Raw genomic sequence first — 24,785 nt, 5'->3', positions numbered from 1 at the left:
TGCGGGGTCTCACCTTCCCGCTAATCCCGCAGGAGTCTCGCACCTTTCGTTCCAATCAGCCTATAGCTTTTAAAGAATATTCACCTAATTTTAGAAGAACAAATTCCTCAGTCATTTCAGAAACAAAAAAAAGTATATAACATTACTCTTTTTTATGACTTTTTTTCATGGTAGTTGAAGAAGAAAATCAACAACATACATTAACAGAGCCTATGGAAAAAATAAAAACCAGCTGGAAGGATATGAATCTTCTCAGCTGGTTTTTTTCTTGATTTTTATTCTTGAGCAGCTTTTCCTGCTTCAAGGTCAATGTTCAACGTAATTACATCACCCAGCAGCATGCCGCCAGTTTCTAGTGCAGCGTTATAGGTTAGTCCATAATCGCTTCGTTTAATTTTACCTGCAGCACTGAATCCAGCTTTTTCATTTCCCCATGGATCCTTGCCTTGGCCTTCAAAAGTAACAGTGAAAGTTTCCTTGCGTGTCACGCCAAGAAGGGTAACATCTCCGGTTACATTATATTCATTGTCATCTGTTTTAGTAATTTCACCAGATTTGAACGTAATAGCCGGAAATTCTTCCGCTTTAAAGAAATCAGCAGAGCGAAGGTGGTTATCGCGGTCTTCATTTCTTGTATCAATGCTTGCTGCATCTACTGTGAATTCTATAGATGCTGTTGTTAAATCTGCAGGGTCTGCTTCAAGAACCGCAGTAAACTTGTTGAAGTTTCCTTTTACCTTTGCAATCATCATGTGTTTTACGCTAAATTCAATAGAACTATGTGTATCATCGACGGTCCATTTTGTTACAGTCATTTTTTCTTCCTCCTAAAATTGTATCTTGAAATTATATATCTTTAATTAAAGATAATTGAATATAGACTAAATATACAGGTTGCCGGTCTCGTTGTCAATACGAAATCACTAAACAATTAAAAATTTCTGACACTTGGAATAGAACTGAACAAAAGGCTGTTATTGTAAACATTGTTGCTATGGACCAGGGGGTGGTTGATTTCTGCTCCAGGATGCCCGCTTCCCGCTATCCCGCAGGAGTCTCGCACCCTACGCTCCAATCAACCGGTTTAACAACAGGGATGCTTCATAGAACATATTAGAAAACAACAATCTTTAAGAAAAGAGCTGAACAAAAAAGCTGAAGATCTTAAACAAGATCTTCAGCACTATGTTATTTTGATGCAAAGTATTTTTCGAGACCGTTATAAATACCTGTTGCAGCCTTTAATTGATATGCGGCTGTTGAAACAGTTTTTTCCTCAGCAGGATTTGATAAAAACCCTAATTCAATTAATACCGCAGGATTTTTGTTTTCACGGATAACCTGGAAGTTTCCTGTATGAACACCCCGGTTGGATAATCCAGTTTGTTTAATGACTTCTTCCTGGATGCATTCTGCTAAATCCCGTTCGTTCACATTCTTCGTCCAGTAGTACGTATCTATCCCTTTTGTAGATTTATTGGGATTAGAATTAAAGTGAATGCTTATAAATACATCTGCCTGATATTTGTGGCTGATGTTTACCCGGTCAGAAAGGGTTGGGTACGTATCGCCGGAGCGTGTCATGATTACCTTTGCACCTGCTTCTGTAAGAATCGACTGCAATTTCAGGGCAGAATTCAGGGTAACGGTTTTTTCCAAATTGTTTTTTCCGCTTGTTCCTGGGTCTTTTCCGCCGTGTCCTGCATCAATGACGATAACTTTTCCCTGTACACCCTTTGCAGGAGGATTTTTGCTTAAGTAGGCAAGGGAAGCCCATCCAGTTATCCCGGAACTTGTTATGACTTTTCCCCAGGTACCTTTTGTTTCAAATAAGGTGACGGTTAATCCTTTATTTACTGCAGTTAAGATCTTCCCGCTTGTGTCTGCACTGTCACGGATATTTAAAGAAGATGCTCCGGTCACATAATATTTAATTCCGGACGCTGTATCCGTTCCTGAGGCAGGAGGAGAGTCCTTGCTTGGCACTTCTGCTTTAGCTGGCACGGAGGCCGGCTTTTTGGCAGTCAGGTAATGGAGTGAAACCCACCCGGTTTTATTTGATGCCGTTTTAATTCTTCCCCAGGTCCCTTTTTTCTCATAAAGGGTAACGGCTGAGCCTTTTTTGACAGCTGTGATTTTAGCGGAACTGGCTGTTGCTGATTTGCGGACATTAAGAGAATCTGCGGTTACATAATACTTCGTGCCTGATACCGTGGCTTTAGTTGCAGAGGTTACAGAGGGCTTTTTATCAGATATGTATGATTTTGAAACCCATCCCGTTTTCTTATTGGATGGCACATAAATATTCATCCAGCTTCCGCTTTGTGATTTGATATTTACTAGTGTGCCCTTGGAAAGCAGGCCGAGTGAGCCGCTTTTTGTGGAAGCCGTTTTCCTCAGGTTCAAGGAGCTTGCCGTGACATACCCATTTTTGACAGCAGTGACAGTGATTTTCGATACATATTTCGATGAAACCCATCCGTATGATTTACCATAAGGGATTTTTGACCAGCTTCCCTGTGTCGCAGAAATGGTAACAACTTTTCCTTTCGCCAGCATGCCAAGCGATTTGGAAGAGGTGGTTGGCTTTTCGCGGACATTCAGGCTGCTTGCTGTTATCTTGGCCTGAGTTGCTGCGAAAACATGTTCACCAGTGGCTGTAAACGCGAAAATGGATAGAAATAGTACCGTGGCTGTCAGCAGTGCCCCTATTCTTTTTTTCATGATGTTCGCCGCCTTCTTTAAAGATTTGAATATATAAAAATCTTAAATTTCCCCTATCAACATTATAACCTATTTTTTTACAAATTGACCAATAAATTAAGGAAAATGAAAAAGATGTATTTTTTTGTCTTTTGTGACGTTTTGTTTAAAGAAATATGAAAATATTAAGGAAGAAAGACACATTTTAAAAGAAGGTGATGAATTATGGCACATTACTTTGTATCGGTGTAATTTCCAAATGATTAAGTGAAAATACAGTAAGATGGTTCTATTTTACTAGCATTCTAAAAGAGGGGATAAAAAGATGTTTGCAGATATATTCATGATTATTAGGTTGCCAATGCACGCGGGGCAGGTGCTCACAGTCACTTTGAGACTTACGGAAAAGCAGGGGATGAGCCTGTTTCTAAACTAGTGGGGAAAAGATGAACTGATATCGAATTTTGTCAGTGCACATGCTCCATGCGACAAGCGGATACAAACCAAAATCATTGTGATTGTACAAATGCTGGTCCGGAATATGGGTGCAGAGTAGAAGAAGGCATCAGGAATTATTCGCCTGAAAATACTTCGTCACAAGAACCAATTGGTGCTGAAGGGGCAGAGGATGCACCGGAAAATGCATCAAAAAAGGCACCTGAAGCAGATCTATATTATTCATGTAAGAAGGCGAATTCCTCCGTGGGGAGTTTGCCTTCTTTATTTAGATATCAGGCTGCCTGATCAGAACCTTCCTTGCACGTTTAGTTTTTTAGAAAATGATGCGGTGAATTCATTAACTTCTTTGCTCATCTCCTTATAACGAGTCCAATGAAGGTAATGATGTCCTTGTAATAGTACAATTTTGCTGGCAGGGGAATCAGTTAACTGCGTCTTGTAAAATGACACGTTATTTTTGCCATCCTTTGTTTCCTTGTCTTCTTGTCTGGCAAAAATTAAAACTGGCATATTAGAGGGAAAATTCATATCAGCGGTTTTGCTGATATTTTCTTTTATTTCATTGGCTTCAGCAACAACGGTTTTATTGTAGCCTTTCCATGATGATATAGCCTTGGTCATTTTTATATTACTCTCGGAATATATGCCATCTTTAGCCAGAGGCAAGTAATTATCAGGATTTATATATAATGCTAGTCTTGCAATTCCAGCTGGCGCCAAATAACTTAAAAATTTAGGCATGGCAGGGGATTTTTCGCTAAAATAATCTAATGCCTGAGGCAGCGTCGGATCGATTCCTATGATTCCTTTTACTTCCTCTGGATATGTATTAGCAAAATACATACTATAAATCCCGGAAATTGAATGTGGCATTAAAATATATGGTCCTTGTATGTACGCTTTTTTTAGAGCTGCTCTTAACTCCTCAACAATGTTTTCCACTGTCCGTTCCTTGCTGGTGATATCGCTCCACCCGTATCCTAGCGGCTCTGCCACCACTACTTTATTATTCTTTGCCATTTCATTTATTAAAGGTTCAAAGTCCAATGCAGGCGCTGAGGTTCCCAGGCCGCTTAATAAAACGATTGTGTTATCACCCTCGCCCTTTGTATAAATGTGCATACTCTTGCCGTCCACGCTTACTGACTTTCCGATCGGAGGATATTTCTTTTGTTCAAATACATTCATGACATTGCTGAAAATAATCCACGCAGCAAATACGGCCAGTATAGATAATAAAATATTCCTTGCAGCTGCCCAAAGTCTGAATTTCTTTTTGGTTTTCTTCATTATTTTTATGACCTTCTTTCTTTTCATTCATCTTACCGTGATAACGGAATGCTAAAAATGTTCCTTAGCAGTAATTTAAGATAAGGCTTGAGGCTTATGAAAAGCTAACGTATAACGCCGAGCGGGGATGAAAACAGCTGCTGGACAAGGCTGCATTTGAGAAAAAAACCAGTGCTCCGGCCCTGCCGGGAATAAATCTCTGAATGCTTCATTTAGGAATAGCAAAATTAATAAATATGTTTTACACTGATACTACTTGCCTGTATCTTTGGAGGCTGATAGAAGGATCGCTCTCTTAAAGGAGATGAATAGAATGATAAAAATTTTCTCTGCACTGTTTCTTCCCGGTCTCCTGGTTATGCTCTTTTCCCGGGTTACCTACAATCGTGTGGTGGGATTAATTTTAACAGTTGCCTTAATTGCCGCTTCCGCTTATAAAGGTTACACTCATACCTGGTGGCTGATAACGATTGATGCCTTCTCGCTTACTGCGGGGTTCTGGCTGTCATCCAGCATGAAAAAGACAAACACGAAAGAAGGCGCCTGATTGGCGTTTTTTTCAATAAGGAGAGTTTTTTCTATTAATATTGCCTGCGCCGAGTTGGATGCACAGCCATCAAGAGCAGAAGCCATCTAAGAAGGTATATCCTTAGGCGGCTTATGCTTTTTTGGGGTTAAAAGCGTGTGGAATTATAGGCTGATTACAATTCATAATCAGAAACAGGGAATAAACGTTCGCTTTTTATTGGTTTGTTTTGCGGCTTTTGTGGTAGAATGAATGTATGGGTTTAAATGGATTAAGCTATTTTTTTAAGTGTGTTTTTTAAATAGATAACTGACAGTACATAAACCGCTTTGAAATCATTCGCATTTCTGCGGTGTAATTATATATGCAGACAAATTCCTTTTAGGAGGCTTGTTTAGTGAAAGATGTGTTCGAGCTAGTATCAAAGTATTCTCCCCAGGGTGACCAGCCCGCGGCAATCACTTCTCTTGTTGAAGGGATAAAGGACGGCAAAAGGTACCAGACGCTTTTAGGGGCGACAGGAACGGGGAAAACATTTACAGTTTCCAATGTTATAAAAGAAGTTAATAAGCCTACACTTGTCATTGCCCATAATAAAACGCTGGCCGGGCAGCTTTACAGCGAATTTAAGGAGTTTTTCCCTGATAATGCTGTAGAATATTTCGTCAGCTACTATGATTACTATCAGCCGGAGGCCTATGTCCCGTCGACCGATACCTTCATTGAAAAAGATGCCAGCATCAATGATGAAATTGACAAGCTGCGCCACTCTGCCACTTCATCGCTGTTTGAGCGGAAGGACGTTATCGTAATCGCCAGTGTTTCCTGTATTTATGGACTTGGTTCGCCGGAAGAATACCGGGAAATGGTCGTTTCCCTGAGGACTGGCATGGAAATTGACAGGAATGCCCTGCTGCACAGGCTGGTCGATATCCAGTATGAGCGGAATGATATTGCCTTCCAGCGCGGTACCTTCCGTGTCAGGGGGGATGTGGTTGAAATCTTTCCTGCTTCAAAGGATGAACACTGCATCAGAGTGGAATTTTTCGGTGATGAAATAGACCGGATCCGAGAAGTGGATGCCTTGACTGGCGAGATAACCGGCGAGCGTGACCATATTGCCATTTTCCCTGCCTCCCACTTCGTTACCCGCGAAGAGAAAATGCGGGTGGCCATCAGCAATATTGAAAAGGAACTGGAAGAGCGCCTCATCGTGCTTCGCGAGGATGAAAAGCTTCTTGAGGCACAGCGTCTTGAACAGAGGACGCGCTATGATCTGGAAATGATGCGGGAAATGGGCTTTTGCTCGGGCATTGAAAACTATTCAAGGCACTTGACACTCCGGCCGGCAGGAGCCACTCCATATACACTTCTGGATTATTTCCCTGAAGACTTTCTGCTGGTGGTTGATGAATCACATGTTACGCTTCCCCAGGTGCGCGGAATGTATAATGGCGACCAGGCGAGAAAACAGGTCCTGGTAGACCATGGCTTCCGTTTGCCTTCAGCCATGGACAACCGCCCATTAAGGTTTGAGGAATTCGAAAAGAAGGTAGGCCAGGCCATATTTGTTTCTGCCACCCCTGGTCCATTTGAATTGGAGCATACACCTGACATGATCGAGCAGATTATCCGCCCGACTGGCCTGCTTGATCCAAATATTGAAATAAAGCCGATCGAAGGGCAGATTGATGACCTGATTGGAGAAATCCATGACCGGATCAAAAGGGATGAACGCGTACTAGTAACAACCCTGACGAAAAAAATGTCTGAAGACCTGACAGATTATCTGAAGGAAATTGGAATCAAGGTTCAGTACCTGCATTCAGAAGTGAAGACCCTGGAGAGAATCGAAATCATCCGGGAGCTGCGCATGGGCAAATATGATGTGCTGATTGGGATCAACCTTTTAAGGGAAGGACTCGATATTCCCGAGGTTTCCCTTGTAGCCATTCTTGACGCGGACAAAGAGGGCTTCCTTCGTTCCGAGCGGTCCCTGATTCAGACGATAGGGCGTGCGGCAAGGAATTCGAATGGCCATGTTATCATGTACGCCGACAAGATGACACATTCGATGGAAGTAGCCATCAGCGAGACTAAGCGCCGCCGGGAAATCCAGGAACGCTATAATGAAAAACACGGCATTACGCCGCTTACCATACAGAAGGAAATCCGGGGCAGCATCCGGGCAACATATGCTGCTGAGGAGACAGAAGATTATACTGCGGCCCCTTCTCTTGGAAAATTGACCAAGAAAGAAAGAGAGCAGCTAATCATTAAAACAGAGAAAGAAATGAAGGAATCTGCAAAAGCCCTGGACTTCGAAAGGGCAGCAGAGCTCCGCGATTTATTAATAGAGCTGAAAGCGGAAGGATGACGAAATAATGGCCATGGATAAAATCATTGTTAAAGGCGCTAGAGCCAATAACTTAAAAAATATAGACGTCACCATTCCGAGAGATAAGCTTGTCGTTTTGACAGGCTTATCCGGTTCAGGCAAATCATCTCTGGCTTTTGATACCATTTATGCGGAAGGCCAGAGAAGATATGTAGAATCATTATCTGCTTATGCCCGTCAGTTCCTGGGACAGATGGATAAACCGGATGTTGATGCGATAGAAGGGCTTTCGCCGGCGATTTCCATTGACCAGAAAACGACTTCAAGGAATCCGAGGTCTACGGTAGGAACGGTTACGGAAATCTATGATTATCTGAGATTGCTTTATGCCCGTGTAGGGCGCCCTACCTGCCCGATCCATAACATTGAGATCAGCTCGCAGACAATCGAGCAAATGGTCGACAGGATTCTTGAATATCCGGAACGGACGAAACTTCAGGTGCTTGCCCCGCTTGTATCAGGAAGAAAAGGTACGCATGCCAAGGTTATGGAGGATATCAAAAAGCAAGGCTATGTGCGGGTGCGCATAGACGGGGACATGCACGATCTTGGCGATGATATTTCCCTTGAGAAAAATAAAAAACACTCAATCGAGGTCATCATCGATAGAATCGTGGTTAAAGAAGGAGTAGCTTCAAGGCTTGCCGATTCATTGGAAAGCGCACTGAAACTCGGGGAAGGCAAGGTGATCATCGATGTGGCAGGAGAGGAAGAACTTCTGTTCAGCGAACATCATGCCTGCCCTTACTGCGGTTTCTCCATAGAAGAGCTTGAACCAAGAATGTTTTCTTTTAATAGCCCATTCGGCGCCTGCCCTGATTGTGATGGTCTGGGTTCAAAGCTGAATGTGGACAGTGATCTGGTCATCCCCAATAAAGACCTTTCATTGCGCCAGCATGCCATTGCACCTTGGGAGCCGACGAGCTCACAGTATTATCCGCAGCTTTTAGAGGCAGTTGCGAATCATTACGGTATAGATATGGATGTCCCGGTTAGGGAACTGCCCCAGGATCAGCTGGATAAAATTTTATACGGTTCAAAAACAGATAAGATTTATTTCAGGTATACAAATGATTTTGGCAGGCTGCATGAAAGCTATATGAATTTTGAGGGTGTCCTTAAAAATATTGAACGCCGCTTTAAAGAAACGAGTTCTGATTATATCAGGGACCAAATGGAAAAATACATGTCCCAGAATCCCTGCCAAACCTGCAAAGGACACAGGCTGAAAAAAGAAAGTCTTGCCGTTTTGGTGCAGGGCCAGCATATCAGCCAGATAACGGCCCTTTCCATTGAGGAAGGACTGAAATTCTTTGATCACCTGGAACTATCTGAAAAAGAACGGCAGATTGCCAAGCTTATTTTGCGTGAAATTGAAGAGCGCCTTGGCTTCTTATCCAATGTCGGACTGGAATATCTGACACTAAGCCGTGCTGCAGGAACATTGTCGGGAGGGGAAGCGCAGCGTATCCGCCTTGCCACACAGATTGGATCACGCTTGACGGGTGTCCTTTATATCCTTGACGAGCCGTCGATTGGCCTGCATCAGCGTGACAATGACCGCTTGATTGATACTCTTAAAAACATGAGGGAAATCGGCAATACATTAATTGTTGTTGAACATGATGAAGATACAATGCTTGCTGCTGATTATCTGATCGATGTTGGTCCTGGAGCTGGAGCGCACGGAGGAAATATTGTATCAGCAGGAACGCCGGAGGAGGTAATGAATGATCCGGGTTCCCTGACAGGACAGTATCTGTCAGGAAAGAAATTCATTCCGCTTCCAATGGAACGCCGCAAGCCTGATGGAAGGTTTATAGAGATAAAGGGAGCCAAAGAGAATAACCTGAAAAACGTCAATGTGAAGTTCCCTCTAGGAACCTTTACCAGCGTTACAGGGGTATCTGGTTCAGGCAAAAGCACATTGATCAATGAAATTCTTCATAAAGCTCTTGCCCAAAAGCTTCATCGTGCTAAAACAAGGCCTGGGGCACACAGGGAAATCAAGGGAATCGAGCACTTGGATAAAGTCATTGATATTGACCAGTCGCCTATCGGAAGGACCCCGCGGTCAAACCCTGCCACATATACAGGCGTTTTTGATGATATCCGTGATGTGTTTGCGTCCACAAATGAAGCCAAAATCAGAGGATATAAAAAAGGGCGCTTCAGTTTTAATGTGAAAGGCGGACGCTGTGAAGCCTGCCGCGGCGATGGAATCATTAAAATCGAGATGCATTTCCTTCCGGATGTGTATGTGCCTTGTGAAGTATGCCATGGGAAACGCTATAACCGGGAAACGCTGGAAGTGAAATATAAAGGCAAAAATATTTCTGATATTCTGGATATGACTGTGGAAGAATCTCTTTCTTTCTTTGAAAATATCCCGAAAATCAGAAGGAAGCTCCAGACTATTTTCGATGTCGGCCTCAGTTATATAAAACTTGGCCAGCCTGCAACCACTTTGTCTGGAGGGGAAGCACAGCGTGTGAAGCTGGCTTCTGAGCTTCACCGCCGTTCTACCGGCAGGTCATTTTATATCCTGGATGAACCGACGACCGGTCTTCATGTGGATGATATCTCAAGACTCCTTGAGGTATTGCAGAGGCTTGTTGAAAACGGGGATACTGTGCTTGTCATCGAACATAATCTGGATGTAATTAAAGCATCTGATTATATTATAGATCTAGGTCCTGAAGGCGGAGACAAGGGCGGAACCATTTTGGCTTTTGGCACGCCTGAAGATATTGTTAAGGTTGAGGAATCTTATACTGGTAAATACCTGAAGCCGGTACTTGCCAGAGATAAAATGCGGATGGAAGCATTAATCAGTGAAAAGGAACATGAACATGTATAAGCGGGCCGCGAATGGCCCGCTTTTCTTTACTAATGGGATATCAGATTTTGAAGGGAATTGCTGAATCCAGCCGCATATGTATTAATCAAACGTTTGATTAATAAATGGCTTGGCCCTGTATTTCCGGGGAAATCAAGTTAGCGGCTTTTAAAAATATGTCGGCCGGTTCTGTCGCATTATGGCATTGGATTGACAAGGTGACAGTGAAACTTTTTTTGGTCCCAAGCGTAATACAATGAACGATTGAATCGTGCTTTAGGCGCATAGTATGAATAGAATGCCCACACTTATGAAGGAAAGGGAGGGATTATGATGCAAGAGGAAAAAAAGAGAATCCTTCAAATGGTTCAGGATGGCAAGATAACGGCAGATGAAGCCCTGAGCATTTTAGAAGAATTGGAAAAAGCGGGAGAAGAAAGCAAGGTTAAGGAGCAGGTATTGAAAAATGAGCTCTCCACTGTGGTGGCTAATCCGGACAGCAGTGATAAAAGCTATGACAGCTTCAATAAAAAGATGCAATCCTCAAAAGAGAAAATATTTGATTTTGTGGAAACTGCATTTAAAAAAATAAAGGAAAGCGATCTGGATTTCAACTTTGGGAAGTCAGCTGACATTTCTCATATTTTTCAGCAGGGAAATGCCTTTTTTAAAGAAGCTGAGATTGATATTGCTAATGGGAAAACGAGCATCATCCCATGGAATCAGCAGGATGTAAGAATTGAGTGCCAGGCAAAGGTCTATAAAACAGAAAACCAGGAAGAAGCCCGTGAGGCTTTTCTGCAGAGTGTGCATTTTACAATTGAAAATGAAAAATTGACCTTTCTTGTGCAGCAAAAAGCGATAAAAGTGGATGCTGTTCTTTACATTCCTTCTGCAGAATACGAAAGGATCGTCATTAGAATGTTTAATGGCGGTATTTCAGGCGAAGGACTGTCTGCGGAAACTTTTAAGGCCAAAACAGCTAATGGCCCGATTACCATTGGTCAGCTGAATGGGCGGCTCTGCCAGCTTGAAACAGGAAATGGGGCGATTAGCCTGACTGATTCCCGCGTAGTGAATGCGGAAGCCGAGAGTTTGCATGGAGGCATCCATGCTGAAGGATATTTTAAAAAAATGGATATTCAATCCTTTAATGGCCAGGTATCGTGCTTGATGAAGGATGCGGAATGCGAGTCTATTCATGCAAAAACGGTAACCGGTAAAATACAAGTATCATTGCCTGCGGGGCAGCCGGTAGATGGAGAATTGAAATCCAATTTGGGCGGTTTTAATGTAAGCCTTGAGGGGATCCAAGTTGTTGAGGAGAAAAGCGATGTCATCCAAAAAGTCCTGAAATTCAAAACAACGAAGACTGAGGGTCCGGCACTGTATATCTTTGCTGATACCAAGACGGGCACCATTTCCGTTTCTTAAGTTTAAATATGAAGGGCCTGACAATATGCTGTCAGGCCCTTTTTTTATGCATTTTTATATAGTTGAAAGAGAGTAGTAATCTGCGATGCTCTTGGATATTTCTTTTGCGCAGAGTTTGCGGAACGAATCGTCACGGAGCAGGCTGGCTTCATGGCGGTTGGTCATGAAGCCGCATTCGACAAGGAGGGCCGTGCATTTTGTCTGGCGGAGCACTTGGAAGTTTGCCGTCTTGACGCCTCTATTCCGGAGGCCTGCAGCTTTGGCTAACCGCTCCTGAATGATGTTTGCCAAAGAAGCGGCAGCAGCCGGCCGTGAGCTATGGATATACGTTTCCACACCGTTCGGTTCGCTCCAGCCGTTTCCGTACGCATTTGCGTGAAGTGACACGTATAAGTGAGCGCCAATTGAATTGGCATGGGCGGTTCTTTGCTGAAGGGGCACATCGTATTCATCTGAATGGGCGAAATGCACGCTTACATTTTTGTAGAGTCCGAGATACTTTTTTAACCATAAAGCCGTTGCTCTGTTAAATTCGTATTCCTTCATTCCATCAGGTGTTTGTTTGCCGGGAGTATTGAATCCGTGGCCGGCATCAATCATGATCTTCATAGCTGGCTTCTTCCTTTCTCTTTTCAAGAATAGAAGGGGGCGGTATATCCATTCCGGGAGTTTAACATCCTTCTTCGATAGTATGATATATATTCAGGGCAGGAAAATAGCAGGCAGGTAAAATTTATAAGGCTGTTTTCGTAAACTTTGTTGCTATGAAACAAGGGGTTGATTTCCGCTCCAGGATGCTACGCTTTCCGCGGGGCATGCGCTGAGCCTCCTCGACTTGCGTCTGCGGGGTCTCACCTGTCACGCAATCCCGCAGGAGTCTCCGCACCTTCCGCTCCAATCAACCTGCTATAACAATGGAATTGCCTAGATGACTATTTAAAATCTTTAAGAAAAGAGCCATTTATAATTAATCAGAGGAGCTGCTTTAAGCCTTAATCCGAAGTTTGGCTTTATGTGTACATATCACGGCTGGCCGATTAGTAAACCTTCAGGCACATTATAAGGATTTCAAAATTTTATAACGCTTTGTTTGGTTCTTTTAAGAAAAATGCTAAAATAAAGAAAGTGTTTGAGAAAACAGATAAATTGCTTCTTAAGGGAGGAAATGGATAGATGGCTAAAGTTCGCACAAAAGATGTAATAGAGATGTTTGGTCTGGAGTTAATAAGCGGAGAAGAAGGCATCAACAGGCCTATCGTAACAAGCGACCTTTCCCGTCCAGGCCTTGAGATCGCAGGTTTTTTTGATTACTACCCTGCTGAGCGCCTCCAGCTTCTCGGCATGACTGAAATGTCTTTTTTCAATAAGCTGAGTGAAGCAGAGCAGAAGATCCGTATGGAGGAGTTATGCAGGGATCAGACACCGGGCATTATTATTACCCGCGGCGAGGAAGTGCCCCAGGAACTGATTGCGGCATCAGAGCGGGAGTCTGTGCCAGTGATGAGGTCAGAAATGAAAACGACCCGGCTGTTCAGCCATTTGACGAATTACCTCGAAAGCAGGCTTGCGCCAACAACCGCTGTCCATGGAGTATTAATTGATATTTATGGGGTAGGGGTTATGATTACCGGGAAAAGCGGAGTCGGTAAAAGTGAGACTGCGCTTGAACTCGTAAAAAGAGGACATCGGCTTGTAGCGGATGACTGTGTTGAAATCAGGCAGGAAGATCAGGATACACTTGTGGGGAATGCTCCTGAACTGATCGAGCATTTGCTTGAAATCAGGGGACTGGGGATCATTAATGTTATGACCTTATTTGGAGCCGGTGCTGTCCGGAGCAATAAGAAGATATCGCTAGTGATTAACCTGGAGCTATGGGAGAAAAATAAGCAATATGACCGGGTCGGCCTTGATGAAGAAACAATGAAAATCATTGATACAGAGGTTACGAAATTAACAGTACCGGTTCGTCCCGGGCGAAATCTCGCTGTCATTATTGAAGTGGCTGCCATGAACTTCCGTTTGAAAAATATGGGGGTCAATGCTGCTGAGGAATTTTCAAGCCGGCTGAACAATGCCATTGCGGATGGCGGGAAACATGAAGACCTGTGAATCTGCATATAAACAATAAGGGAAAAGAGGGGAAAAAATGGAATATGCCATTAAACCGTTAAATCCGATTGCGTTACATTTGGGGCCGCTTCAGATTCATTGGTACGGCCTGATTATCGGCTGCGGTGTCCTGCTTGGGCTTTTTATCGCCATAAGGGAATCAGAACGCCGGGGTCTAGCTAAGGACATCTTTATCGATATGATTTTGTTTGCTGTGCCGATTGCCATCCTATCAGCACGTATATATTATGTGATTTTCGAATGGGATTATTATGCGCAGCATCCCGGAGAAATCATCAAGATATGGCATGGCGGGATTGCCATTCATGGTGCCCTGATAGGTTCAGTTATTACTGCGATCGTGTACGCAAGGGTAAAAGAGGTTTCCTTCTGGAAGCTGGTGGATATTGCAGCACCAAGTTTGCTGCTGGGCCAGGCTATCGGGCGCTGGGGGAACTTCATGAATCAGGAAGCACATGGACGGGCGGTCAGCAGGGGATTTTTAGAAAATCTTCACTTGCCGGATTTCATTATTAATCAAATGTACATAAAAGGAACCTATTACCATCCGACATTCCTTTATGAATCATTATGGGATATTGCAGGCGTCATTCTTCTTTTATTCCTAAGAAGAAGCAGTCTGCGCCAAGGGGAGATCTTTTTATCGTATGTGATGTGGTATTCAGTCGGCCGCTATTTCGTCGAAGGCCTGCGGACAGACAGCCTGATGCTTAGCTCGCTTCGAATGGCACAGGTTATCTCGATTGTCCTGTTAGTGGTCGCCGCTGCAGTCTTCATTTATAGAAGGACAAAAGGATATTCAAAACAAAGATATTTAGATTCGTAATTTTTCTTGAACAAGGGGGAGAGAAACTTGATTGTGGAATCCATAAAAAAAGGGCTGCTAGCTGGTTTAAAAACGGTTTGGACTCTCGGAAAGGTCATTTTTCCTGTCACATTGCTGATTTCCATTCTTCAGTATACGCCCGTGTTAAAATGGGTAATTCATCTCGTTGCTCCGCTTACAAACCTGATTGGGCTGTCCGGAGACGCAGCCATCCCTCTTGTTTTAGGGAATTTCCTGAATCTTTATGCCGGAATCGGCGCTATCCTGACTTTGAGCCTTCCGGTGAAGGAAGTGTTCATCATTGCGGTCATGCTCTCTTTTTCGCATAACCTGCTTATTGAATCAGGTGTTGCCCTGAAGACTGGGGTCAAGCTGTGGGTAATCCTGCTTGTTCGTGTGGGTCTTGCGGTCTTGTCTGCCGTTGTCATTAACCTTGTTTGGCATGGCGGATCAGAAATCGCCCAATTCGGCCTTGCGAACCAGGCTTCATCACACATTTCCGGCACAGCCCCCATTCTATTGAATGCACTGGGAAAAGCAGCCTGGGGTGTCGGGAAGCTGGCGCTGATTGTCATCCCGCTGATGGCAGTTATCCAAATTATGAAAGATCTAAAGTGGCTGGAGTTATTTTCAAGAGGGCTGGCCCCGTTCTTGAGAGTGCTTGGGATTAAGCAAAATGCCTCCATGACCCTTGTCGCCGGTTTGACTATCGGCCTTGCTTACGGGGCGGGAGTCATGATCCAGGCTGTTCAAGAAGATAATGTTTCAAAAAAAGATATGACTTTGGCCTTTGTTTTTCTGGTGGCCTGCCATGCGGTGGTTGAGGATACCTTGATCTTTCTGCCGCTTGGAATACCTGTTTTGCCTTTATTTTTTATCAGGCTCATCACTGCCGTTTTGCTGACCATGGCTTTGGGGCAGATCTGGAAACGCATCGATTTACAGCATGGAAAGGAAGCCGTTTATGAACAATAAAATTACAACACTGCTATTTGATTTGGATGGAACATTAATCAATACAAATGAATTAATCATCGCTTCTTTTACGGACACGCTGGATTTTTACTATCCCGGTCAGTATAAGCGTGAGGATATTCTTCCATTTATCGGTCCGCCCTTATTCGATACATTCAATGAAATTGATAAAGAACGTGCTGAAGAAATGGTCGCTCATTACAGGAAGCATAATGTGGAAAACCATGATTTAATGGTGACCCAGTTTGATGGTGTGTATGAAACGGTCAAAAGCTTGAAGGAAAGCGGATATAAGCTGGCGATTGTCACAACGAAGAAACGCGATGTAGTGATGAAGGGGCTGCGGCTCAGCCGTCTGGATGAATTTTTTGAAGTCATTGTTACACTTGATGATGTAGTGCATGCAAAGCCAGATCCTGAACCGCTTTTGAAGGCGCTTGATGGGGTAGGGTCATCTCCTGCGGAAGCCATTATGATTGGTGACAGCCACCAGGATGTACTGGCTGGGAAAAATACCGGCACTAAAACGGCTGGAGTTGCGTGGACGATTAAAGGAAGAGCGTACATAGAAGGGTATCATCCTGATTATGTGCTTGAACATATGGGCGATTTAATTGGGATTTTAGAGGATCTGAATAAGTGAGGCGCACCACCCGGTATCCTGTTGAGGGGGCAAATTCCTTATGGCATGTGTATAAGACTGTGCCTTTTTTTAAGGTAGTGAAAAACTTTGCTGTCATACAGATTGCCCGCTACACACCATTTCTGAGTGTGAAAAATTGGCTATACCGCCATTTGCTTAGAATGCAGGTTGGAGATAAAACGTCCTTTGCCTTAATGGTTATGCTGGATGTTATGTTTCCGGAGAAAATCTCTGTGGGAAGAAATACAGTGATTGGCTATAATACAACGATTCTGGCGCATGAATATTTAATTAAAGAATACCGTCTTGGCGGTGTCCATATTGGTGATGAAGTCATGATCGGCGCAAACTCGACAATTCTGCCTGGTGTCAGCATCGGCAGCGGAGCGATTGTTTCAGCAGGCACACTTGTTCACCAGGATGTGCCTGAAGGAGCCTTTGTCGGCGGAAACCCGATGCGTGTCATTTATACAAAAGAAGAAATGCATGCCCGTGAAAATGCGAAAATAATGAAAAAAAGAGACCTGCCTGATTAATGGCAGGTCTTAATTTGCTGGTTTAAATAATATCGATAATTCACCTTCAAGCTTCCTCATTATATCCTTCAGCGAAATATCCTCTTCGGCAGCAGACGTCATCTCATACGCATTCTTCAAAAGCTCAAAAAACCCCTCTTGCCTCTTCTCGTCCATACTCAAACAAACCCCCATATTATAATCTCAACTCTAATACCCCAGATTAACGCCTTATAAACCACCGGGAAATGGGGTCTGGGAAATGGGGTCTGACCCCATTTCCTGCTATCAAAAGCCGTGGAGGGTATTCCAGTGAATGTATTCATAAGACCAGGCAGGGAAAGACTTTGTTGGACAAGGGAGCGCTGTATTTTTTTAACATTTGCCCCTTTGATTCAGTTCGGGAAATAGGGTCTGACCCCATAATGCTTGACGGGGGTGCGGAGGAGGGGTAAACTGTTAGTAACTTCACTGTGTTAGTATGTTAGCGAACTAAAGGATTTTGACTTTTTTGTTTTGTTTATTTTATTTTTAATATAGAGGGATATTTTTCTGAAGGGTGTGTGTTCATGTGACCAAGCCGTTTATGTTTGAGAAGCCTTTGGGCATGAGAGATACGCTTCCGTTGTTATATGAAACGAAAGCTGCTGTGAGGAATGCCATCAGTTCTACTATTAAGAGGTGGGGATATCAGTTTATTGAAACCCCGGCCCTTGAGTTTTATGAAACAATCGGGGAAGCGTCAGCGATATTGGATCAGCAGCTGTTTAAGCTTCTTGATCAGCAGGGCAATACTCTTGTGCTTCGGCCTGATATGACAGCACCGATTGCCCGGGTGGCTGCTTCCAAGCTTCTGAAGCAGCAGATTCCCTTAAGGCTTGCTTATTCAGCGAATGTTTATCGCGCGCAGCAGAGAGAGGGAGGGCGTCCCGCCGAGTTTGAGCAGCTGGGAATAGAATGCATCGGAGATCATTCAATCAGTTCGGATGCGGAAATCATTTCTTTATTAACCGAAGTCCTGCAGGGCGCGGGCTTAGAAGAATTTAAAATTTCGATTGGTCATATCGGATTTCTTCAGGAGTTATTTATCAGCATATTAGGGACTGAAGAAAGGGCCTCTGTTTTACGGAAATTTTTATATGAAAAAAATTATGTCGGATATAGGGAGCATGTTAGATCACTTTCGCTTTCATCCATTGATAAACAAAGATTATTGGAGTTCATTAACTTGAGAGGGTCAGAGGATATTTTAACAAAAGCCATGGACCTGCTTGAAAACGATCAGGGAAGACAGACGCTTTCTTCTCTTAAGGAATTGTCCGATCAATTAAATGATTATGGCATAAGTGAATTTGTCAGCTTTGATTTGACACTAGTCAGTCATATGAGCTATTACACGGGGGCTTTATTTGAGGTGTATGCAGATAAGGCAAGCGCTCCGATCGGAAACGGCGGCAGATATGACAGCCTGCTCAATAAATTCGGATGGAAGGCCCCTGCAACAGGATTTGCCATCAGGATGGACAGGCTGACGGAAACAATTGGCGAGCTTGATGAGGCTCCTACTGCTCAGTGCATCATTTATAGTCCGGAAAGAAGAAAAGAAGCAATTGAGTCTGCAAGGAAGCTGCGTGCTGAAGGAGAAAATGTGTCTATTCAGGATATAAGCTCTGTACAAAATGTTGATGCATTTTCCCGTACTTTTTCTGAGGTTCATTTTTATATAGGAAAGGAGAGCTGAAGATGAGGAGTTTTTTAACAATCGCCATGCCTAAAGGAAGAATTTTTGAAGAAGCGGCAGAGCTGTTAAGAAAAGCCGGGTTTCAGCTTCCTGATGAATTTGATGATTCCCGCAAACTGATTCTTGAAGTGGCAGAAGAAAATTTGCGCTTTATTTTAGCGAAGCCCATGGATGTTGTTACATATGTTGAGCATGGCGTGGCAGATATCGGGATTGCCGGGAAAGATGTGATGCTTGAGGAAGAACGGGATGTTTATGAACTGCTTGATCTGAAAATCAGCGCCTGCCGTCTTGCTGTAGCGGGGCTTCCTGACACGAAGATCAGTGATATTGCGCCAAAGGTAGCGAGCAAATATCCGAATATAGCTTCAAGTTATTTCCGCGAGCAGGGTGAGCAGGTCGAAATTATCAAATTAAATGGCTCTATCGAATTGGCTCCATTAATCGGTTTGGCAGAGCGGATTGTGGATATTGTATCTACAGGGCAGACATTAAAGGAAAATGGCCTGATTGAATATGCAAAGATAGCTGAGGTTACTTCACGTTTGGTCGCTAATCCTGTGAGCTATCGGATCAAAGAAGGAAGAATCACAGAAATAGTTGATCGTCTGGCAGCAATTATTTCATGAGCGGAAGAAAAGAGGTGCGGGAAGTTGAGGATTGAAAAATTTTCAGAAGGAATATCATTAAAGCGTTCTGTTGATTCAGGTACAGCAGAGCAGCGGAGAATAGTTCAGGAAATTATTGATGGCGTGAGGACCGGCGGAGACGGTGCGCTGCTGCGGTATACGGAGAAATTTGACGGTGTTTTGCCAGATAGTTTAAGAGTGACCGAAGAAGAGATGAATGAAGCTTATGGAGCTTTGAGTGAAGAAGAAATTTCCATCATCCGCGAAGCTTGTGACAATATTCGTTCTTTCCACCAAAAGCAGGTCCGCAATTCCTGGATCACGACAGATGAAACCGGATCATTGCTTGGGCAAAAAATCACCCCGCTTGATGCGGTAGGAGTGTATGTGCCAGGAGGGACCGCGACCTATCCATCATCCGTACTCATGAATGTAATTCCGGCCGTTGCTGCAGGGGTGGAGCGGATTGTGATGGTATCGCCGCCTGGAAAAGACGGGAAGCTGAATGCCGCGGTTCTTGCTGCTGCATTAATTGCCGGAGTTACAGAAATATACAAAGCTGGCGGGGCACAGGTTATTGCAGCTCTTGCCTACGGAACAGAGACAATCAAGAAGGTTGATAAAATTGTAGGACCGGGTAATATCTATGTGGCTCTTGCTAAAAGAGAAGTGTTCGGGGACGTAGCCATTGATATGATTGCCGGGCCGAGCGAGATTGCGGTACTGGCAGATGAAACGGCATCAGCAGACGAAATTGCTGCAGATTTGCTTTCACAGGCAGAGCATGACACCAGAGCCTGCAGTGTGTTAATTACAACATCCATGGAGCTGGCAAATCAGGCTGTACTCGAAGTGGAAAGGCAGCTTGAAAGCCTTCCAAGAAAAGATATAGCAGAAGCAGCCATTCGCGATTACGGAAGAGTGATTGTCTGCAGCCGATTAACCGAAGCCATTGCTGCCGTAAATGAACTTGCGCCGGAGCATTTGGAAATACTGACGGCTGAACCTATGGAAGTCATGGCGAAAATCCGTCACGCGGGGGCCATTTTTATTGGCCGCTTCAGCTCTGAACCTGTTGGAGATTACTTTGCTGGGCCAAACCATGTACTTCCGACAAATGGCACAGCCAGATTTTCAAGTCCGCTGAATGTAGACGACTTTCAAAAAAAATCAAGCATCATCAAATACAGTGAAGAAGCATTCCGGAAAAACCAAGCAAAAATCACTGCGTTTGCACGAATGGAAGGACTCGAAGCACACGCGCGTGCCATCGAAGCGCGCAAACCGGGAAATGGGGTCTGACCCCCGGGCGGTAAACGAAATAGCAGGTGCACCAAGGGTTTTGGTGCTTGGGAGTTATTTGGGAAATGGGGTCTGACCCCAAACAAGAAGGAGGATGTGTGATGGAGCGGTCAGGGTTTGTGGAGAGGAAGACGAGTGAGACGTTTGTGAGGCTTGAGCTGGGGATTGATGGTGAAGGGAATGCTTCGATTGAGACGGGTGTTCCTTTTATGACACATATGCTGGATTTATTCACGAAGCATGGCCACTTTGATCTGAATGTTGATGCGAAGGGCGACATTGAAGTGGATGACCACCATACAACAGAGGATATCGGCATTTGCCTGGGACAGGCGTTCTTGGAGGCGCTTGGCGATAAAAAGGGGATTAAACGCTATGGTAATGCATTCGTGCCTATGGATGAAGCGTTGGCACAGGTTGTTGTTGATTTGAGCAACAGGCCTCATCTGGAGTTCCGTGCGGAATTTCCCTCTCAGAAGGTCGGCACCTTTGATACAGAGCTGGTGCATGAATTTCTATGGAAGCTGGCTCTTGAGGCAAGAATGAATCTGCATGTTATCGTTCATTATGGCCAAAACACCCACCATATGATTGAAGCGGTATTCAAAGCTTTAGGCAGGGCACTAAACGAGGCATCTTCCATAGATCCGCAGGTGAAAGGCATTCCTTCCACGAAAGGGATGTTGTAAATGATCGGCATTGTCGACTATGGCATGGGGAATTTATTCAGCGTCAGTAAGGCGCTGGAAAGACTCGGGGCAGATTCATTCATTTCTGATGATCCAAAGCAACTTTCAAAAGCATCAGGCATCATTCTTCCTGGAGTCGGGTCCTTCAAGGATGCAATGGGCCTTCTCAATGAACAAAAGCTTACTGGCTTTCTGCAGGAATATGCCGATCAAGGCGGATGGCTTCTTGGCATATGTCTCGGCATGCAGCTGCTGTTTGAAAGCAGCGAAGAAAATGGACATACAAAAGGACTTTCCTTGCTGCCTGGAGATGTAATCCGATTTCGGGGGACGGACAGTGAGGGTGCTTCCTACAAAGTCCCCCATATGGGCTGGAATCAGCTTGCTTTTCGCGGAGAGTCCCCGATACTAGCGGGGCTCAAGGAGGATTATGTATACTTCGTCCATTCCTATTATGTTCGCACAAAGGATACAGTAGTGGTGAAAGCATCCGCAAAATATGATGTGGATGTACCGGCGGTTGTCGGCAAAGGAAATGTTTTCGGCATGCAATTTCACCCGGAAAAAAGCGGGGATATGGGCATGTCGCTTTTGAAAAATTACCTGGAATTAGTGGAGGGGAGAGTTCGGGCATGACGGCTTTTACGATATATCCTGCAATTGATATGCGCGGCGGAAACTGTGTCCGCCTGATTCAGGGAGATTACAGTCAGGAAACGGTTTATGGAAACTCTCCTTTTGATATGGCTGAGTCCTTTGCCGGGCAAGGTGCGGAATGGATCCATATGGTAGACCTTGATGGCGCAAAAGCGGGCGAGAGGAAAAATGATGCGTTTGTGATTAAGGCAGCGAATGAACTGCAGGCCAAGATTCAGATAGGCGGGGGAATAAGGAGTGAGCGGGATGTGGCCCATTACCTTGAAAATGGAATTGAGAGAGTGATCCTTGGCAGTGCTGCTGTGTCAGATCCTGCTTTTACAAAGGATATGATCCGGCGCTATGGAAGCCGAATTGCAATTGGGATAGACGCAAAGGACGGCATGGCAGCTACACACGGCTGGCTCCAGACTTCAGAAACAAAGGCTGTCGAGCTTGGAAAAGCATTGGCTGATGCAGGAGCTGAAGTTTTCATAGTAACAGATATTGCAACAGACGGCATGCTTTCCGGGCCAAATATCGGGGGAATTGTAACAATGGCAGAAGAAACAGGAAAGCAGGTCATCGCATCAGGCGGCATCAGCTCACTTGAGGACATTGCGGCCCTCAGGGAGTACCAGGCGAATGGCGTGACAGGGGCCATTATTGGAAAAGCACTGTATACAAACCGTTTTACAGTCCGTGATGCACTTAAAAGGGTGAGTGATTGAATGCTGACAAAAAGAATCATTCCATGCCTGGATGTGAAGGATGGAAGAGTTGTCAAAGGTGTGCAATTTGTATCGCTTAGAGACGCTGGAGATCCTGTGGAATTAGCTGGATTTTATGATAAAGAAGGTGCGGACGAACTGGTTTTTCTTGATATTTCTGCCTCCCACGAAGGACGCCAGACAATGGCGGAAGTGGTCAAATCAGTCGCTGCAAGTCTTGCCATTCCATTCACTGTCGGCGGAGGCATCAATTCGCTTGAAGATATGAAAAGAATCCTGCGTGCAGGTGCGGATAAAGTTTCCTTAAACACAGCAGCAGTATTGAGGCCAGAACTGATTAATGAAGGTGCAGATTACTTCGGTTCACAGTGCATCGTGATTGCCATTGATGCCCGTTTTGATGAAGAGCTTGGGTCATGGCGGGTATATACCCATGGAGGAAGAAAGCCTGCTGATTATGAAGCGATAGAGTGGGCCAAGGAAGCTGTAAGACGGGGAGCGGGAGAAATCCTGCTTACAAGCATGGATAATGACGGAGAAAAACAAGGCTTTAATATTCAATTGACGAAGGCGATCAGTGAAGCGGTTCATGTTCCAGTCATTGCCTCAGGAGGCGCTGGTAATGCCGGACATTTCAAGACAGCCTTTCAGGAAGGCAAAGCAGATGCAGCGCTTGCTGCTTCCATTTTTCATTATAAAGAGACATCTGTCAAACAAGTGAAGGATTATCTAAAACAACAAGGGGTGATTGTAAGATGAATGCCGAAAACATTAAATATGATGAAAAAGGACTCGTACCTGCAATTGTTCAGAATGCTGAAACAGGGGAAGTCCTGACGCTTGCCTATATGAATCAAGAATCTTTGAACTTATCGATTGAAAAAGGGGAAACCTGGTTCTTCAGCCGTTCCCGGAATGAACTTTGGCATAAAGGAGAGACAAGCGGCAATACGCAGAAAATCAAAGAAATCATATATGACTGTGATCAGGATTCCCTTGTCGTAAAGGTCATTCCGCAGGGACCGGCCTGCCACAAAGGAACTCAAAGCTGCTTTACGGAAAAATTGTATGAAAGCAAGGAAACCGGCTCAGCCGTCCGCCCGGATGCAGCGTTTCTGTTCGAGCTTGAATCCTTGATTGAGACCCGCAAGAAGACAATGCCTGAAGGATCATATACTACATATCTATTTAACGAGGGAGTAGATAAGATTCTTAAAAAAGTAGGTGAAGAAGCTTCTGAAGTGATTATTGCCGCTAAAAACCGCGATCACGGGGAGCTTTCGTGGGAGACGGCAGACTTGCTTTATCACCTGCTTGTGCTGCTGCAGGAACAGGAACTTCCGCTTCAGGAAGTGCTGTCTGTTTTGAAAAAGAGACATGCCGAAAAAGAATGATAATCTGGATAACAAAAAGAAGAGAGGAGCGGATCCTCTCTTCTTTTTGCTTAAAAGGCCTGATAGTCCTGTTTGCTTTTCTCCCTTGCAACCTTGAAGGAGGGGAGTGTCACTTTAAAGAATATTGCATGCACGCCTGCTGCGATTAATAGCCCGCCCACTAAGTCTAGAAATACATGCTGCTTTACAAATAGAGTCGAAAGAATAATTAAAGCTCCTATCGAATGAATCGCCCATTTCCGGACTGCTCCTGTTTTCTTAAAATGGAAGGATGTCATCATAATCAGGCTGGTTGTCAGCACGTGAATGCTTGGGAAACAATTAAAAGGTTCATCGTTGCTGTAAATCATCATAACAAGAGCAGACAGTATGCCCTTTCCTTCGACTGAAGGCCGGGGTACGGTAGTCTGGAAGAAATAATAAATGGCAAAACAAATGATTTCTCCAAGGGCAATGGACCAGATGGTTTTCCAGTACAGGGCCGAATTCTTGTGCCAAAATATAAACAGATAGCCGAAAATGAAGACATACCAGATGATATAAGGAACAATAAAAACAGACAGAAACGGAATTTTATCATCAATGGGCATCGATATATTAACAGCCTCACGAGGATGAGTGTTCAGCCAGGTGTACAGCAGGCTTAAAATAGGAAAAATTAATAATCCGGATAAATCGAGTAACTTAAAAAGTGCTTTCTTTGACATAACTTGCTCCTTAAGATAGGAATTATATTGAACTTTTATATGGTCTGCTCCTCTGAACAGGCGCTTCCGCTTTATATTTAATCCAGCTGCAGCGCCTAGCCCCTCGAGGTCATAAGCCACCTAAGAATTGAAGGCGAAAAGCACCTTCTATTCTTAGGCGTCTTATGCTGGTCGGAGGCCCCCATGGACGGGGTCACAAAGACGTTGCCGCAGGA

Annotated in this window: 23 protein-coding genes; 17 read left to right on the top strand and 6 right to left on the bottom strand. The window is 44.3% G+C overall.

The window, feature by feature from the left end; translation table 11 throughout:
* Nucleotides 1–275: 275 nt before the first annotated feature.
* From BIV59_RS02755 to BIV59_RS02740, 3 genes are all read right to left on the bottom strand, one after another.
* Nucleotides 276–815, bottom strand: coding sequence for a YceI family protein (locus BIV59_RS02755; protein WP_071349918.1), 540 nt, complete (start codon nt 813–815; stop codon nt 276–278).
* A 373-nt stretch (nt 816–1,188) separates the two neighbouring features.
* Nucleotides 1,189–2,724, bottom strand: a complete 1,536-nt coding sequence (locus BIV59_RS02750) for an N-acetylmuramoyl-L-alanine amidase family protein (RefSeq protein WP_071349917.1) — start codon at nt 2,722–2,724, stop codon at nt 1,189–1,191.
* A gap of 723 nt (nt 2,725–3,447) precedes the next feature.
* On the bottom strand, nt 3,448–4,452 hold the full coding sequence (locus BIV59_RS02740; RefSeq protein ID WP_071349915.1) for an alpha/beta fold hydrolase: 1,005 nt from the start codon (nt 4,450–4,452) through the stop codon (nt 3,448–3,450).
* A gap of 313 nt (nt 4,453–4,765) precedes the next feature.
* Here BIV59_RS02740 and BIV59_RS02735 point away from each other — a divergent pair, with 313 nt between their 5' ends.
* From BIV59_RS02735 to BIV59_RS02720, 4 genes are all read left to right on the top strand, one after another.
* Nucleotides 4,766–4,999, top strand: coding sequence for a CsbA family protein (locus BIV59_RS02735; protein ID WP_071349914.1), 234 nt, complete (start codon nt 4,766–4,768; stop codon nt 4,997–4,999).
* 376 nt (nt 5,000–5,375) lie between these two features.
* Complete coding sequence (gene uvrB, locus BIV59_RS02730; RefSeq protein WP_071349913.1) at nt 5,376–7,355, top strand: excinuclease ABC subunit UvrB; 1,980 nt, start codon at nt 5,376–5,378, stop codon at nt 7,353–7,355.
* Nucleotides 7,356–7,362: 7 nt separating this feature from the next.
* Nucleotides 7,363–10,236, top strand: a complete 2,874-nt coding sequence (gene uvrA / locus BIV59_RS02725; RefSeq protein ID WP_071349912.1) for an excinuclease ABC subunit UvrA — start codon at nt 7,363–7,365, stop codon at nt 10,234–10,236.
* A 312-nt stretch (nt 10,237–10,548) separates the two neighbouring features.
* Complete coding sequence (locus tag BIV59_RS02720) at nt 10,549–11,649, top strand: DUF4097 family beta strand repeat-containing protein (RefSeq protein WP_071349911.1); 1,101 nt, start codon at nt 10,549–10,551, stop codon at nt 11,647–11,649.
* A 54-nt stretch (nt 11,650–11,703) separates the two neighbouring features.
* Here BIV59_RS02720 and BIV59_RS02715 read toward each other — a convergent pair whose 3' ends face one another.
* On the bottom strand, nt 11,704–12,258 hold the full coding sequence (locus BIV59_RS02715) for an N-acetylmuramoyl-L-alanine amidase (RefSeq protein WP_071349910.1): 555 nt from the start codon (nt 12,256–12,258) through the stop codon (nt 11,704–11,706).
* A 564-nt stretch (nt 12,259–12,822) separates the two neighbouring features.
* Between BIV59_RS02715 and hprK the strand changes: the two genes are divergently transcribed.
* The 5 genes from hprK to BIV59_RS02690 are packed head-to-tail and all read left to right on the top strand — an operon-like array spanning nt 12,823 to nt 16,762.
* Entirely contained in the window at nt 12,823–13,761 is a 939-nt protein-coding gene (hprK, locus tag BIV59_RS02710; RefSeq protein WP_071349909.1) for an HPr(Ser) kinase/phosphatase, read from the top strand.
* Nucleotides 13,762–13,798: 37 nt separating this feature from the next.
* A complete protein-coding gene (gene lgt, locus BIV59_RS02705; protein WP_071349908.1) occupies nt 13,799–14,608 on the top strand; it encodes a prolipoprotein diacylglyceryl transferase in 810 nt (269 codons plus the stop codon).
* Between the two features lie 27 nt (nt 14,609–14,635).
* A complete protein-coding gene (locus BIV59_RS02700) occupies nt 14,636–15,583 on the top strand; it encodes a nucleoside recognition domain-containing protein (RefSeq protein WP_071349907.1) in 948 nt (315 codons plus the stop codon).
* Nucleotides 15,573–16,226: a pyrophosphatase PpaX gene (gene ppaX, locus BIV59_RS02695; RefSeq protein ID WP_071349906.1), complete on the top strand. Its 654-nt coding sequence runs from the start codon at nt 15,573–15,575 to the stop codon at nt 16,224–16,226. Before BIV59_RS02700 ends, ppaX begins: the two co-directional genes overlap by 11 nt.
* Entirely contained in the window at nt 16,223–16,762 is a 540-nt protein-coding gene (locus BIV59_RS02690; protein ID WP_071349905.1) for an acyltransferase, read from the top strand. The genes ppaX and BIV59_RS02690 overlap by 4 nt, the downstream gene beginning before the upstream one ends.
* A 9-nt stretch (nt 16,763–16,771) precedes the next feature.
* Here the strand turns inward: BIV59_RS02690 and BIV59_RS23465 are convergent, their stop codons facing one another.
* Nucleotides 16,772–16,918, bottom strand: a complete 147-nt coding sequence (locus BIV59_RS23465) for a hypothetical protein (protein ID WP_170846070.1) — start codon at nt 16,916–16,918, stop codon at nt 16,772–16,774.
* 394 nt (nt 16,919–17,312) lie between these two features.
* Here BIV59_RS23465 and BIV59_RS02685 point away from each other — a divergent pair, with 394 nt between their 5' ends.
* The 8 genes from BIV59_RS02685 to hisIE all read left to right on the top strand — a co-directional run bounded on the left by BIV59_RS02685 (nt 17,313) and on the right by hisIE (nt 23,863).
* Nucleotides 17,313–18,482: an ATP phosphoribosyltransferase regulatory subunit gene (locus tag BIV59_RS02685; RefSeq protein WP_071349904.1), complete on the top strand. Its 1,170-nt coding sequence runs from the start codon at nt 17,313–17,315 to the stop codon at nt 18,480–18,482.
* A 2-nt stretch (nt 18,483–18,484) separates the two neighbouring features.
* Complete coding sequence (gene hisG, locus BIV59_RS02680; protein WP_071349903.1) at nt 18,485–19,111, top strand: ATP phosphoribosyltransferase; 627 nt, start codon at nt 18,485–18,487, stop codon at nt 19,109–19,111.
* Nucleotides 19,112–19,135: 24 nt separating this feature from the next.
* Entirely contained in the window at nt 19,136–20,413 is a 1,278-nt protein-coding gene (gene hisD, locus BIV59_RS02675) for a histidinol dehydrogenase (protein ID WP_071349902.1), read from the top strand.
* A gap of 101 nt (nt 20,414–20,514) precedes the next feature.
* Complete coding sequence (hisB, locus tag BIV59_RS02670) at nt 20,515–21,102, top strand: imidazoleglycerol-phosphate dehydratase HisB (protein WP_071349901.1); 588 nt, start codon at nt 20,515–20,517, stop codon at nt 21,100–21,102.
* On the top strand, nt 21,103–21,738 hold the full coding sequence (hisH, locus tag BIV59_RS02665) for an imidazole glycerol phosphate synthase subunit HisH (protein WP_071349900.1): 636 nt from the start codon (nt 21,103–21,105) through the stop codon (nt 21,736–21,738).
* Entirely contained in the window at nt 21,735–22,469 is a 735-nt protein-coding gene (gene hisA / locus BIV59_RS02660) for a 1-(5-phosphoribosyl)-5-[(5-phosphoribosylamino)methylideneamino]imidazole-4-carboxamide isomerase (RefSeq protein ID WP_071349899.1), read from the top strand. The genes hisH and hisA overlap by 4 nt, the downstream gene beginning before the upstream one ends.
* Nucleotides 22,470–23,228 carry an imidazole glycerol phosphate synthase subunit HisF gene (hisF, locus tag BIV59_RS02655; RefSeq protein ID WP_071349898.1) on the top strand — a complete coding sequence of 253 codons (759 nt, stop codon included), beginning with the start codon at nt 22,470–22,472 and terminating at the stop codon, nt 23,226–23,228.
* A complete protein-coding gene (hisIE, locus tag BIV59_RS02650) occupies nt 23,225–23,863 on the top strand; it encodes a bifunctional phosphoribosyl-AMP cyclohydrolase/phosphoribosyl-ATP diphosphatase HisIE (protein ID WP_071349897.1) in 639 nt (212 codons plus the stop codon). The genes hisF and hisIE overlap by 4 nt, the downstream gene beginning before the upstream one ends.
* 50 nt (nt 23,864–23,913) lie before the next feature.
* On the opposite strand, the gene BIV59_RS02645 is transcribed toward hisIE, so the two are convergent.
* Nucleotides 23,914–24,570, bottom strand: a complete 657-nt coding sequence (locus BIV59_RS02645) for a phosphatase PAP2 family protein (protein ID WP_071349919.1) — start codon at nt 24,568–24,570, stop codon at nt 23,914–23,916.
* Between the last annotated feature and the right edge of the window lie 215 nt (nt 24,571–24,785).

Origin of the sequence: Bacillus sp. MUM 13 (assembly GCF_001866725.1) — a bacterium.
In the GTDB taxonomy this organism is placed as follows: domain Bacteria; phylum Bacillota; class Bacilli; order Bacillales; family DSM-1321; genus Peribacillus.
Note: the sequence above shows the minus strand (reverse complement) of the source record. Positions and strands in the feature narration are given on the sequence as shown.

Coding starts and splice junctions, on each gene's coding strand:
- BIV59_RS02755 (WP_071349918.1), bottom strand. CDS start 815: ATGACTGTAACAAAATGGACCGTCGATGATACACATAGTTCTATTGAA.
- BIV59_RS02750 (WP_071349917.1), bottom strand. CDS start 2,724: ATGAAAAAAAGAATAGGGGCACTGCTGACAGCCACGGTACTATTTCTA.
- BIV59_RS02740 (WP_071349915.1), bottom strand. CDS start 4,452: ATGAAGAAAACCAAAAAGAAATTCAGACTTTGGGCAGCTGCAAGGAAT.
- BIV59_RS02735 (WP_071349914.1), top strand. CDS start 4,766: ATGATAAAAATTTTCTCTGCACTGTTTCTTCCCGGTCTCCTGGTTATG.
- uvrA (WP_071349912.1), top strand. CDS start 7,363: ATGGCCATGGATAAAATCATTGTTAAAGGCGCTAGAGCCAATAACTTA.
- BIV59_RS02720 (WP_071349911.1), top strand. CDS start 10,549: ATGCAAGAGGAAAAAAAGAGAATCCTTCAAATGGTTCAGGATGGCAAG.
- BIV59_RS02715 (WP_071349910.1), bottom strand. CDS start 12,258: ATGAAGATCATGATTGATGCCGGCCACGGATTCAATACTCCCGGCAAA.
- hprK (WP_071349909.1), top strand. CDS start 12,823: ATGGCTAAAGTTCGCACAAAAGATGTAATAGAGATGTTTGGTCTGGAG.
- lgt (WP_071349908.1), top strand. CDS start 13,799: ATGGAATATGCCATTAAACCGTTAAATCCGATTGCGTTACATTTGGGG.
- ppaX (WP_071349906.1), top strand. CDS start 15,573: ATGAACAATAAAATTACAACACTGCTATTTGATTTGGATGGAACATTA.
- BIV59_RS23465 (WP_170846070.1), bottom strand. CDS start 16,918: ATGGACGAGAAGAGGCAAGAGGGGTTTTTTGAGCTTTTGAAGAATGCG.
- hisG (WP_071349903.1), top strand. CDS start 18,485: ATGAGGAGTTTTTTAACAATCGCCATGCCTAAAGGAAGAATTTTTGAA.
- hisB (WP_071349901.1), top strand. CDS start 20,515: ATGGAGCGGTCAGGGTTTGTGGAGAGGAAGACGAGTGAGACGTTTGTG.
- hisH (WP_071349900.1), top strand. CDS start 21,103: ATGATCGGCATTGTCGACTATGGCATGGGGAATTTATTCAGCGTCAGT.
- hisA (WP_071349899.1), top strand. CDS start 21,735: ATGACGGCTTTTACGATATATCCTGCAATTGATATGCGCGGCGGAAAC.
- hisF (WP_071349898.1), top strand. CDS start 22,470: ATGCTGACAAAAAGAATCATTCCATGCCTGGATGTGAAGGATGGAAGA.
- hisIE (WP_071349897.1), top strand. CDS start 23,225: ATGAATGCCGAAAACATTAAATATGATGAAAAAGGACTCGTACCTGCA.
- BIV59_RS02645 (WP_071349919.1), bottom strand. CDS start 24,570: ATGTCAAAGAAAGCACTTTTTAAGTTACTCGATTTATCCGGATTATTA.